This is a genomic window from Anabaena cylindrica UHCC 0172 (assembly GCF_034931625.1).
GTDB classification, from domain to species: Bacteria; Cyanobacteriota; Cyanobacteriia; order Cyanobacteriales; family Nostocaceae; genus Anabaena; species Anabaena cylindrica_A.
The window spans coordinates 1-12849 of record NZ_JAYGGY010000137.1 but is presented as its reverse complement, the minus strand read 5'-3'; the positions used below and the strand labels follow the sequence as shown (position 1 = coordinate 12849).

Annotated in this window: 9 protein-coding genes; 6 read left to right on the top strand and 3 right to left on the bottom strand. The window is 39.9% G+C overall.

All coding sequences use genetic code 11. From position 1 onward, the window contains the following. Positions 1 to 263: 263 nt before the first annotated feature. The 3 genes from VB713_RS27565 to VB713_RS27555 all read left to right on the top strand — a co-directional run bounded on the left by VB713_RS27565 (position 264) and on the right by VB713_RS27555 (position 6625). Positions 264 to 1523, top strand: coding sequence for a flavin monoamine oxidase family protein (locus tag VB713_RS27565; RefSeq protein ID WP_323314672.1), 1260 nt, complete (start codon positions 264 to 266; stop codon positions 1521 to 1523). 116 nt (positions 1524 to 1639) lie between these two features. After that, a complete protein-coding gene (locus VB713_RS27560; RefSeq protein ID WP_323314671.1) occupies positions 1640 to 5536 on the top strand; it encodes a DUF2157 domain-containing protein in 3897 nt (1298 codons plus the stop codon). Positions 5537 to 5731: 195 nt separating this feature from the next. Beyond that, positions 5732 to 6625, top strand: a complete 894-nt coding sequence (locus tag VB713_RS27555) for a pentapeptide repeat-containing protein (protein WP_323314670.1) — start codon at positions 5732 to 5734, stop codon at positions 6623 to 6625. A gap of 31 nt (positions 6626 to 6656) precedes the next feature. On the opposite strand, the gene VB713_RS27550 is transcribed toward VB713_RS27555, so the two are convergent. After that, the gene (locus VB713_RS27550; RefSeq protein ID WP_323314669.1) at positions 6657 to 6830 is read right to left on the bottom strand and encodes a hypothetical protein; all 174 of its coding nucleotides are present in this window, start codon (positions 6828 to 6830) and stop codon (positions 6657 to 6659) included. A gap of 165 nt (positions 6831 to 6995) precedes the next feature. Further along, entirely contained in the window at positions 6996 to 7946 is a 951-nt protein-coding gene (locus VB713_RS27545; RefSeq protein WP_323314668.1) for an NAD-dependent epimerase/dehydratase family protein, read from the bottom strand. A 364-nt stretch (positions 7947 to 8310) separates the two neighbouring features. Here VB713_RS27545 and purD point away from each other — a divergent pair, with 364 nt between their 5' ends. The 3 genes from purD to VB713_RS27530 all read left to right on the top strand — a co-directional run bounded on the left by purD (position 8311) and on the right by VB713_RS27530 (position 11943). Next, the gene (purD, locus tag VB713_RS27540; RefSeq protein WP_323314667.1) at positions 8311 to 9594 is read left to right on the top strand and encodes a phosphoribosylamine--glycine ligase; all 1284 of its coding nucleotides are present in this window, start codon (positions 8311 to 8313) and stop codon (positions 9592 to 9594) included. 160 nt (positions 9595 to 9754) lie between these two features. Then, positions 9755 to 11779 (top strand): two-component system sensor histidine kinase NblS, encoded by a 2025-nt coding sequence (nblS, locus tag VB713_RS27535; protein ID WP_323314666.1) that lies wholly within the window; start codon positions 9755 to 9757, stop codon positions 11777 to 11779. Between the two features lie 5 nt (positions 11780 to 11784). Continuing rightward, positions 11785 to 11943 (top strand): hypothetical protein, encoded by a 159-nt coding sequence (locus VB713_RS27530; protein ID WP_323314665.1) that lies wholly within the window; start codon positions 11785 to 11787, stop codon positions 11941 to 11943. 118 nt (positions 11944 to 12061) lie between these two features. Here the strand turns inward: VB713_RS27530 and VB713_RS27525 are convergent, their stop codons facing one another. Next, positions 12062 to 12433, bottom strand: a complete 372-nt coding sequence (locus tag VB713_RS27525; protein WP_323314664.1) for a hypothetical protein — start codon at positions 12431 to 12433, stop codon at positions 12062 to 12064. Positions 12434 to 12849 lie beyond the last annotated feature (416 nt).

Genomic DNA, 12849 nt, shown 5'->3' with positions numbered 1-12849 from the left:
TACGTTACGGTCAGTATGACATAAGTCCAAGTTTGACCCGTTTGCAGTATACACATCTAGCGGGCAAAATGCCCGCACCACAAAAGTTTCATTATTTAAGTTTCCCAAAATATATTTAATACATCTGGGTATTTTATTTTTTGTATCTCTCTTAATAGTACTCAACTTCAGCCTCTAAGTAACAAAAATTATACATAAAATGGTATGGTAAATTTATTTATTGTATATTGTATAAGGTCTTAATATATACAAATTAAAACTTGATGCTAAAACTCAATCGTCGTAAATTTTTATTACGTAGTGCTTTGATGTTGGCAGCTACAACTTCCTATACTCAAGTTCGAGCAGAATCATCTAAAACCCCAGGAGCATTAGAGCCAACTGCATCTCCTCAAAACATCATAATTATCGGTGCAGGTATTTCTGGTTTAGTTGCTGCTTATGAATTAGCTACTGCCGGTCATAAAGTCAGAATTATAGAAGCTCGTGAGCGAATTGGAGGAAGAGTTTTAACTTTGCGAAATCAATTTAGTGATGGACATTTTGTAGAAGCAGGTGCTGCAAGGATTCCTTCTAATCATGATTTAACCATTGCTTACACTCAACACTTTGGTTTAGGTTTGAAACCTTTTTATCCAAATAAAGGTTTGTATGTAGGATTGAAAAAGGGTCAACGGACTCTAGTTTCTCTAGAAACACTAGAAAAACAAATGGCAAGTATTACAAGATTAACTACACCACCAGGAAGTACACAAAGAGAAGATGGAAGAATACGAGAATGGAAAAAAATAGATCGCGGTTCAGATTTATTACCAACTGCCTTTGCTGCATCATTAGAAGGAAAAATTTATCTTGGAGATGCAGTTACTCGTGTTGAACAAAGCTCTTTAGGAGTAAGAATTATTTGTCAGTCAGGAAGAATTTACTATGGTGATTGTGCAGTTTGTACTGTTCCATTACCTGTACTTGAAAAAATTAATTTCTTTCCTTCCCTTTCTTTACCAAAGCAGAATGCTATTGCTGGTGGTTATAACTATCGCGCTGCAACTAGGATGTTTGTAGAATATCCAGAACGCTTTTGGGAAAAAGATAATTTAAATGGTTGGGCTTTGATTGCTGATCGCTCAGAAGAACTATGGCAACCTACTTGGGACAGTAATAGTAAAACTGGAATATTACACGCCTATCTTAAAGGTGAAGATGCTTTGGCAATGGATGCCCTCAAATCAGAGGAAAGGTTAACTAGTTTATTGCAAAGATGGGAAGAGATTTTACCCGGAGCTAATAAATATCAAGTCAGTGCAGTTAATTATTCTTGGAATAATGATCCTTGGTCAAAAGGTGGTTGGGCATATCCTAGTTCTTCTCAAGAAGAAAAATTATTTAATGAAATTGGAAGAAGAGAGGGAAAAATATATTTTGCTGGAGAACATACTTCTATGATTAGAGGATGGATGCAGGGGGCATTAGAATCAGGGATTAAGACCGCTCAACAGATTCATAATTCTAGAAAGCATTGGTAGTCACACAAGCATCAGAATGTTTTAATCTGAGTCAATGGAATAAGTGTCACAATTTGCGTCAAAATATACTTTAATGACCATCAATATTAAAGTATATACTTATACGATTGCGGCTTATGTCACCTCCTTTTGAGCGATCGCCAACTATTACAGTTAGACTACCGTCATCCCATGCTAATTTATTAGAGGGACTGGATGAATTACTCGACTTGGGTTTGATATCTGATGCCCAAGTTAGGCAAATATGTCGAGAGTCCCTTGTCTGTTCTGTGATAGTGCAAACACAGGCTGAAACTGAACCACAGGTAGTATTTCCCACTTCTCAATCTGCACAAATACCTGTAGTTGCCAGTTTACCTCCAGAACCGAAAGCACCAGCAAAACCCAATTTCGTCACTTCAATGTTGCAGTCATTGGGGGAAGAATTAAGTGTCCGCTGGTTACTGTTTTTAGGGATATTTTTGGTAGTAGTTTCCTCTGGGGTCCTGGCCGCAAGTCAGTGGGAGAGGTTTCCAGCAGTTGGACAGTATGGGGTTTTATTAGCTTATACTTTGAGTTTTTGCGGGTTTAGCTTCTGGGCGGGTAAACAAAATAATTTAAGATTGACAGCACAGACTTTGTTAATTGCGACTTTGTTGTTAGTTCCTGTCAACTTTTGGGCAATGGATAGCTTGAGGTTGTGGCAAAATCCTATTAATTGGGTAGTGATAGCTTTTGCTGCTGTATTGTTATCGACAATGACAACTTTACTTTGTCGCGATCGCACAATCATCACTCATTTCCCCATTGGTAAATTACCTCTGGTAAATATTCTGGGTTTGAGTTATCTGCATTGGGGTTGGAATTTAGCTGGATTTCCTCTAATTGCCGTATATTTGGCAATACTAGGTACAACTATTATCACTATTTATCAAAACTCACAACAAAATCAAGGTGAACAGCGTTTTAGTGGGAATTTTGGTATATATGGCTATGTAATTATTTATGCTTTACTATCTCTATTAACACGGGCAATTTTTCTAGCTGGGGTAAATGTCACTCAGTTGGGTTTAGCTATTGGTATGTGTGGTGGGTTAGTGATTTGGTTATCAGAGAAGAACCTCACCCCCAGCCCCTCTCCGCAAGCAGAGAGGGGGGTAAGAAATGTAATAGATTCGACTTCACCTCCTGAACTCAACTTACCTTGGGAAAAGCTAGGGGAAATTTTGCTGTTTTTAGGTTGGTTGATGTCGGTATGGACTCAACCAGCACAAGCTGTGGCTGTGAGTGGTTTAAGTTTGTGGTTTTGTAGCCGTCGTTTACAAAGGTGTAGTTTTAAAGTTGATGTCGGGGCTATTTTCTTTATTGGGTTACAAACAACTTGGCTATTTTGGCGGTTAATACCTGATGAATTGCAGAAATTAGCAATTAATACAGCAACTTATCTTACCAATTCCCAAAATCAACCTTGGGCATTATTGAGTATTGCTTTATTTCCTTACATCATTTTGATGTTGGTGTTAACAGATCGTCTCTATCGTGATCAAAAGCCGGAATTAGCAACGTTTGGCGAAGAGTTAACCCTATTATTAGGGGTTTGTTTAACGATGTTCGCTTTACAAACTCCTACATTATTAACTCTCAATTTACTATTTTCTACCATCACTCTGGCTATTGTCACTAAACGCCATGACTCCCTCCCATTACTGGTGTATTTCACTCATATCACCGGCATTTCGACACTTTTTTCTACTATCAATTGGCTGTCACCAAATTTAAATCAGGAAATTTGGGCAGCAATTTTGTTAACTGTGATGGTTGCAGAATGGGTATTTAGTCTGGGTGCAGGAATCTGGAAACGTAGTGCTTGGTATATTGGTTTAGGGCTTGCTGTTTTAAGTTTTGTCTTATTATTTGTAAATCTGCAATCATCTACCCATAACGTGATTTACAATTCCAACCGCTGGGGAGTGATTTGGTTAATTACACCTATAGCACTAACAGGTTTAGGGATTCGCACTACAGAACAGCGTCGCATTATTAATACTTATTTGAGTGTTTTAGCTATTATAGTTGCCCAATTTCTCACTTTACTCCTACCAGAAACCCGATTAATTGGTTTAGGTGTGGGTGTAGGTGTGATGTTTGTGAATACTGGCTATTTGAGAAAAGAAGAGATGGCCAGGTTAACACTTGGTTTTGGGTTGGGTTTTATTACGAACTTATTGTGGAGTTTCCTCAGTTTAGCAGTATCTACTTGGTTGATAGTGGGAGCTATAACTAGCTTAAGTTTATGGTTAGGGCGTACTATCCTTTTACAAAAAGGGACAGAATTAGCGGTTATTTATGCAGCCGCGAGTGATAACTGGGCGATCACTCTCACTATCCTAGAATTATTAGGCATCACTGTACATTCATTCCTAATTTATTCAGGAAATACCATTGCTGGAATTCCCTATTTTATCGTTACAGCGATCGCTTTAGGCGCAATTATCTATCGCACTTGGCAACAACCAACAAACTGGGCATTTTATGGTATCGGTTGGTGTTTAGAATTATTAACCGCCGAAATACTAGGGTTTGGAGAATACTCAATTATTAAAATCGGCATTGCCAACATCGCCCTCGGCTTCACAACCCAACTATTCGGGGAATGGTGGCAACGAAAACATCAATTAACAAACTTACCTAGTAGTTTCCACATTCTCCCCCTCATTTATGGTGCATTTAGCGTCATCTTCAGGTTCAACACCTTTAGCGACTGGACAGGTTTATATAGTTTAGGTATAGCCTTAATTTTAATTGGGATCGGACGCAGACAAGAAGAATTCAAACCCCTGCTTTATTTCGGCATCATTGGCGTATCTATCTCTGCTTACGAACTATTGTTCTATCAAATGTCCCAAGCCACAGGAGGGGCATTAGGTGATGGATTAATTGCCATGTCAGCCCTTGGTGCTACCATCATGTATGCTTATCGCATCCTCTCACCTGTGTTGATTAGTTACTTGCGTTTCACACCCGGAGAACTCAAAAATATTGCTAATCTGCATTGGGTGTGGAGTAGTTGCTTATTCCTGGCTGCAATTATAGTTCCCATTCAAATTAACCTCTATGTAGGAATAGGCACAGGGCTATTTTTGATGCGTTATGCCATTTGGCAGGGCAGACAAAACACCTTGAATATTCCCGTACAAAGGTATTGGGGTATAGAAATAGATGAAATCTGGGTTTATCTGGGTTTGATAGAAGCAGGTATTCTCGGTATTTATTTGCAGAATTTACTCACAAGAAGTTTGATAACACAACAGTTACTACCTTGGCGTGGTGCGATCGCTTGTCTAGCCGCCTATTTCCTTTATATCCTACCTTGGGAAAATTGGGGTTGGTCAAAAACACCTTGGCAACGAACCGCATACATCCTGCCATTAATCATTATCTGGCAAACTCAACAACAAATCTACCCGATTGCTATAGTTATCAGCGCTGGATTTTATATCTTTCTAGCTACAGCCACATCACAATTGCGATTTACATATGTGAGTGTAGCATTGATTGATTGGGCTTTATTTCGTGGGTTTAATGATTTACACCTTACAGATAGCTTATGGTATGTCACACCCATTGGCTTATCTCTCTTATATATTGCCCAAGTAGATCAACAACTCAGACTACCCGAATCTAAATCAATTCGTCACAGCTTACGAATGCTAAGTAGTATTTTAATTTGTGGCTGGCCAGTCTTTTTCCACCAAAATCTCCCTCTCATACCTGGAATTTTCAGCCTCATTGCCATTTTTGCTGGATTAGCTTTGCGAGTTCGTGCGTTTCTCTATATTGGTACAGCCGCTTTTTTCACCACCAGCATCTATCAATTGGTGATTTTCAGCCTCAGTTATTCCTTCTTAAAATGGATAGTAGGTTTGCTAGTTGGTATTCTCTTAATTTACATTGCTGCCAACTTTGAAACCCGACGTACCCAAATAAATATCTTCATTCGTAATACCATCAACGAATTTGAAAATTGGGAATAGGAATTACGCATCGACAAAATCTATAAAATATGGATTATGGATTTTATCTCTTGTAGGGTGTAGGGTGCGTCAGACCTGATAACCTAGCACACAACAGATATTCTTTATCTGACGCACCTTCCGAATTGACAAATATCTCACCACAAAACTGAGTGGGTTATTGTTGGATATGTTATTTAACGTAGGAGTTGAATTATGGATGGCAAAGAGTTGTTCCAGCGATATGATGCTGGAGAGCGGGACTTTAGCGGTGTTGATTTGAGAGGAGCTAGTATTTTCACCGAAAATTTGAGGGATGCCATTTTCAAAGGTGCTAACTTGAGTGGGGTTAGCCAATATCACATTGATTTCAGTGGAGCCGACCTGAACAATGCTTGTTTGGAAGGAACTAACATTAAGTACGCCAACTTGAGGCGGGCTAACTTGAGTGGTGCTGACTTGAGGGGTGCTAATTTGGCTGAAACTGACCTGAGTTTTGCTGACTTGAGGGGTGCTGATTTGACTGGAGTTGACCTGAGTCGCGCTAACCTGACTGATGCTAACTTGCTGGGAGCTAACTGTAGTTCCATTATTACTGAAGGAACCCTTTTCTGTAATACCACTATGCCAGATGGGAGTATTTATAGCGACCCCACCAGGGTAATTAAGGTTGAGGAATTGCTCCAACGTTATGCCAATGGGGAGAGAAAGTTTTTCGGCGTAGTTATCCATCGCGCCAACCTCGAAGGAGCTGATTTGCGCGGCATTGCATTGAGTCGAGCTATCTTGAGTCACGCTAACTTGAGGGGTGCTAACTTGGAAGAGGCTAGCTTGAATAAGCTCAATTTCTGGGGTGCGAACTTGAGCGGTGCTAATCTCGCTGGTGCTGAAATGAACCATGCTGACTTGAGGGACACTGACTTGAGAGGTGCTGACTTGAATAGTGCTGATATGGTCGCAGTTGACTTGAGTGGTGCCAATATGACTGATGCTTATTGGAAGACTGCTTGGCTCTTGGATGCCAGATTGTGGAACACTATCTGTCCTAATGGGGAAGTTGTTGTTGAACGCTGTTCCATTGGTACTCAACGTCGAAGAAGTCTCTGTTAAATCAGTTACATATTCTTCACTGGCTATCCTTTCAAAGCATTTCTAATATTTTCATCACGAATATTGGATAAAAAATTAAATCGAACATCATCTGTTCTCTGAGCATTAAGGATTTTTTCAAGTGCGATAGCGCGATCGCTGACTTGTCAGTTCGCTCATCTTGTAGGTTGGGTAGAGGAACGTTCACGTAGTGTGCCGGAGGCATAACCCAACATTAACGATATCTAAAAGAACTGAAAACTATAAATTAACTATACAAATATTTCTACATCAACGAACTTTTGAAAGAAATGTAAAAGGGGAAAAGGAAGAACAAAGCATCCCTTCCCCAAATTTAGGAACAATCAAAAAATATTTGCGTGGAGATGCCTCAACTATACAAACTTTTAATCCACTCCCATTCCTTACTCAAACCATCTCTCAGAGAAACTTGTGGCTGATATCCCAAAATTTTCCGTGCCTTAGACACATCAGCAGCAGTGTGACGCGCATCTCCCATAGCTTTTTCAATATGGTTGCGTTTGATAGGCTTACCAACAATTTCCGCCATTGTATCTAACACTTCCGCCAAAACTACCCTGCTACCACCACCAATATTAAAAATTTCCCCCACGGCTTCTGGTACAGTAGCAGCAGCTAAATTGGCAGCGACGGCATCACTCACAAATGTAAAATCTCGCGTTTGCTGTCCATCACCATACACAGGAATTGCTTCATCCTCTAAAACAGCTTTAAAAAATTTATGAAATGCCATATCTGGGCGTTGTCGGGGTCCATAAACAGTGAAATAGCGCAAGGATACAAAAGGGACACCAAAATTTTTGTGATATAGTCCACACAACCTTTCGGCCGCTAACTTGGTAATGCCATAGGGTGAGACAGGTTGGGGAGCAATTTTTTCATTAGTTGGTAAAGTTTCAGCATCACCATATACACTCGATGTAGATGCAAATACTAACCTTTTCAGAGATTTTGTATCTTTTGCCGCTTCTAACAATACTTGTGTGGTACTAATATTGCGTTCAGTGTAAGCCTGAAAGCCTTGACCCCAAGAATTTCTGACTCCTGCTTGTGCTGCCTGATGATAGACTACCTCTACATCTTGGAGAATTTTGGGTAAATCTAGAAATTGAATATCGCCTTCAATTAAGGTAAAGTTAGGCGAATTTTCAAAATTAGCAATGTTTTTTCGCTTTAACAGTGGATCATAGTAATCATTAAATTCATCAATGCCAATTACTTCTTCTCCTCGTTGCAATAATATCTCAGCTAGGTGAGAACCTATAAACCCAGCGGCTCCAGTAACGATAATTTTAGTCATGTCACTTAGTTTTTGATTGTTTTGATTTTTTTAAGCAGAGTCAAGCTAACTATTTAACAGTTAAACTAATTAAGGATATATTTTTAAGTACTCGTGTTCATCTTTACTTAAAAAATACAGGAATTAACGCAATCATTACAATTTTAATTCACAGTGATGAATTTTACTTGTGAATAAATTCATCAAAATACCAATTAATTCAGTCGCATAATTCACGAAAATATCACCCAACTGGATTTTAGAGCAGTTTTTACCCAATTCCCAATCTCCAGTTACTCTTGATTAGAAGGATAATTAGTGAAAAAATTGATCTGCGAGTAGCCTTGAGGCATTCTCGTTTCGCAAGAGACGCACGAGGAAATCAGTGAAGGTTTTAATTGTAGGTAATGGGGGACGTGAACACGCTCTAGCGTGGAAACTGCTGCAATCAAAGAAAATTGAGCAAATTGTCTGTGTTCCTGGAAATGGAGGTACAGCGAGTATGGAACGTTGCCAAAACTTGCCTCTCACAGTTGATGACTTTGCAGGTATCAGTCAATTTGCTCTAGAAAATGATATTTCTTTAGTAGTGGTGGGGCCAGAAGTGCCTTTGGCTAATGGCATTACAGACTATCTCCAAAATCAAGGACTAATGGTATTTGGCCCAATCAAAGCAGGAGCGCAAATTGAAGCTAGTAAGGCTTGGGCTAAGGATTTGATGCAGAAAGCCGGAATTCCCACAGCTAAGGCAGCGGTGTTTACAGAAGCAGCAGCAGCAAAATCCTATGTAAAAGCAGAGGGAATACCAATAGTTGTCAAAGCTGACGGATTAGCCGCTGGGAAGGGTGTGACAGTCGCTCAAACTTTAGAACAGGCAGAAAATGCCATTGATGCGATTTTTCAAGGGCAATTTGGCAATGCAGGCAACTTTGTTGTTATTGAAGAATGTTTGGTAGGAGAAGAAGTTTCTGTCTTAGCATTAACAGATGGGTTAACGATTCGCCCGTTATTACCTGCTCAAGATCATAAACGCATTGGGGAAGGGGATACAGGAGAAAATACTGGGGGAATGGGAGCCTATGCACCAACGCCTATTGCTACAGTAGAGTTGATGGCACGCGTTCAAAGCGAAGTTTTAGACAAAGCGATCGCAGCTTTAAGAAACACAGGCATTGACTATCGAGGCGTACTGTATGCTGGGTTAATGGTTTCACCTAATGGCGATTTTAAAGTTTTAGAATTTAACTGTCGCTTTGGTGATCCAGAAACGCAAGTCATTTTGCCATTACTAGAAACTCCTTTGGAAGATTTAATCTTGGCTTGCATTCAACAGCGTTTAGGAGAAATGCCACCAATTGTTTGGAAACAAGGATCAGCGGCTACGGTAGTCGCAGCTTCAGGTGGTTATCCTGGAGATTATCAAAAAGGCAAAGTCATCACAGGTATTCATGAAGCAGAAACTGCTGGGGCAACTGTGTTTCACGCCGGCACGAAGTTAAATGCAGCCCAACAAATCGTCACAGACGGTGGTAGAGTTTTAAATATCACTGCAACGGGCGAAAATTTCCAACAAGCGATCGCACAAGCATATACTAGTATCAAACACATTCAATTCCCAGGAGTGTATTACCGTAGAGATATCGGTCATAGAATCCTGAAAAAGGAATAATTAAGTTAGCAGGTTAGTAGTTTTTCGATTTTTTCACCACCCTATCATCCCTCTTCCCAATTTCTCCCTAACACTTTTATATAATTAACTGTTAATTTTTAAGTTGTTAGGGTAGAAAACACAGAACTATTAACAATAATATTTTAAGTATATTTTTAAGATGCTGGCTTTTTTAACAACAATCCGAGATGCGTTTGCCAATGGCGTATCGAAAACACTCGCTCATTGGTGGTATGAGTTCACCCTCCAAACCAAACTCCTAGCTGTCGCCACCTTGGTCGTTTCCCTGGTGATGAGTGGTCTGACTTTCTGGGCAGTAAATACAATTCAGCAAGATGCACGTCTCAACGATACCCGCTTTGGTCGTGATCTAGGACTACTACTTGCATCTAACGTTGCCCCACTTATTGCTGATCACAATCTCACAGAAGTTGCCCAATTTTCCCAACGCTTCTATAGCAGCACCACCAGCGTGCGCTATATGCTTTACGCCGATGAAACCGGAAAAATCTTTTTTGGCATTCCTTTTTGGGAACCAGAGGTAGAAAACTCCCTCACCATTAAGCGAAAAATACAACTACCAGAAGATTATGCTGGAAATGATGACCAACCAATGGTACGTCAACATAACACTCCAGATGGTGCAGTCACCGATGTATTTATCCCTCTAATAGTCAATCAAAAATATTTAGGTGTCTTAGCAGTCGGTATCAACCCCAACCAAACCGCAGTCATATCTACCAACTTCACCCGTGATGTCACCATAGCCGTCTTCATCACTATTTGGGTCATGGTAATTTTAGCAGGGGTAATTAACGCCTTAACCATTACTAAACCAATTAAAGAACTACTCGTAGGGGTCAAACAAATTGCTGCTGGAAATTTTAAACAGCGAATTGACTTACCTCTAGGAGGAGAACTAGGTGAGCTTATTTTTAGCTTTAATGAAATGGCAGAACGGCTAGAACGCTACGAAGAGCAAAATATTGAAGAACTAACAGCCGAAAAAGCCAAGTTAGAAACCTTGGTTTCCACCATTGCCGATGGTGCAGTATTAATTGACAATAATATGCAGGTAATTTTAGTCAATCCCACAGCTCGGCGAATTTTTGCTTGGGAAGGGATTGATGTAGTCGGTAAAAATGTATTGCATCATCTACCTCAAAGCGTACAAATGGAAGTCACACGCACATTGTACGAAATGGCCGCAGGAGAACGTGACAGTGCCGAATTTCGCATCCCCCTCGATCAACCAACCAAACGCACAATCCGTATTCTCTTAACTACAGTACTTAACCTACAACGAGAAAGTATTAAAGGTATCGCCATTACAGTTCAAGATATCACCCGTGAAGTAGAACTGAATGAAGCTAAAAGTCAATTTATCAGCAATATTTCCCACGAACTCCGAACACCCCTCTTTAACATCAAAACCTATATAGAAACACTACATGATTATGGTGAAGACTTAGATATAGAAGAACGACGTGAATTTCTCGAAACTGTCAATCATGAAACCGACAGACTTACCCGGTTAGTCAACGATGTCCTAGATTTGTCAAAACTTGAATCCGGCCGTACTTACAATTTTGATGGTGTTGATTTAGCGCAAGCAATAGAGCAGACATTGCGTACTTACCAACTCAATGCTAGAGATAAAGGAATTGAACTTGTTCAGGAAGTTGCCCCTAACCTACCTCTAGTTATAGGTAATTATGATTTATTACTGCAAGTATTTGGTAACCTAATTGGCAACGCTCTGAAATTTAGCCCAGCAGGCGGCAAAGTAGTAATCCGAGTCTACCAGATAAATCCTCAACCCTACTCTCCCTTTTCTGCTCCTGACGGCAACTCTGCTCTAGCAGAACTGCGACACGAAGATAATTATCGTTCCAAAGTGCGAATCGAAATCAGTGATACAGGAATTGGTATTGGACCAGAAGACCAACAAGCCATCTTTGACCGCTTTTTCCGAGTAGAAAATCGAGTTCACACTCTCGAAGGCACAGGATTAGGTCTGTCCATTGTCAGAAACATCATGGAAAGACATCACAGTCAAGTTAATTTAGTTAGTGAAGTTGGTGTGGGTACTACATTTTGGTTTGATTTAGAAATTTTTGATGAAGAAGTATCACCACCCCTGCTAGAAACTACTAATAAAGCGTCTGAAGTCACAACAACCTGAAGTTATTGAGCAATACAATACCTTGTTCATTTTCTGTAGGTTGGGTTAAGCGACAGCGCAACCCAACAAATGCGTTGGGTTATGCCTCCGGCACACTATGTGAACCTACCTCCACCCAACCTACAAATCAAGGCTTTTTCCAATTTGGACAAGGTATTGATTGAGTAGAGAATTTATTTGGAATTTTGAATTGTATACCTCATCCATCTTGAAAACTTGAGTTTTCACCATAAAAAAACTATAGGTTTCAATGTAGACAGGGTTTATATTCATTTTAGAATGCTAGGATGCGGATAGAGTAATAAGCAGACATACCAAGAATATAAAAATTAGTAGCAGCAAAGCTTGATGGCGTTGAAGCCAGTTTTTTACAATTACTAATCCACTGTTTTCACTCTGCTCTAGGAATAACTCTAATTCACGCTCTTCCAAATTTTGATAAAGGGTGCAATTTTTGGCATAAGGACGTTGGGGAAAATTACAACTATCATCTTGGTGATAGACGCAGCTTTCGCACAGATAATAGTCCCCATTAGCTCGGTGTAAGGGAATTCCAGGGTGTCCATAGGCCTTGAGAGTAATCCGGCAATAGGGGCAAGTAATCGCCTGACTATCAATAGTTTGATGACAACGGGAACAAGATACAGTACTCAAAACCTGACAGAACATATAGGTTCAACATTTTGATTCTAGCCATTTACATCAATAAAAAAGGAATGCCCACGTAAAAAAGACCCTTTTTTATATACAGCCAATGAAGTAAACCCTTTATCCATAAGGACACCAGCCACAAAAGACCTCATTTACAAACCAAACCTAAAAAAAAGTTTTCAAAAAGACTTGACAGAAAAGAGGAAGAGTTGGTATGTTTATTGAGTGAGGGCAAAAGCCCAACGCGCTGAACCGAGAAAAGATAATAATACTTTGAAAGAATAGAGACGACCATTCCTCGTCAAAAAGAATGAACTGAACAATCCTGGAAAGAGAAATAGAGGATTGGAGAGGTTAAAGAATTAGAGCTTAAACAGACGAACCAAAATGGAGAGTTTGATCCTGGCTCAGGATGAACG

Bases quoted from the DNA above. Each gene is read 5' to 3' on its own strand.
- VB713_RS27565 (WP_323314672.1), top strand. From the start codon at position 264: ATGCTAAAACTCAATCGTCGTAAATTTTTATTACGTAGTGCTTTGATG.
- VB713_RS27560 (WP_323314671.1), top strand. From the start codon at position 1,640: ATGTCACCTCCTTTTGAGCGATCGCCAACTATTACAGTTAGACTACCG.
- VB713_RS27555 (WP_323314670.1), top strand. From the start codon at position 5,732: ATGGATGGCAAAGAGTTGTTCCAGCGATATGATGCTGGAGAGCGGGAC.
- VB713_RS27550 (WP_323314669.1), bottom strand. From the start codon at position 6,830: ATGCCTCCGGCACACTACGTGAACGTTCCTCTACCCAACCTACAAGAT.
- VB713_RS27545 (WP_323314668.1), bottom strand. From the start codon at position 7,946: ATGACTAAAATTATCGTTACTGGAGCCGCTGGGTTTATAGGTTCTCAC.
- nblS (WP_323314666.1), top strand. From the start codon at position 9,755: ATGCTGGCTTTTTTAACAACAATCCGAGATGCGTTTGCCAATGGCGTA.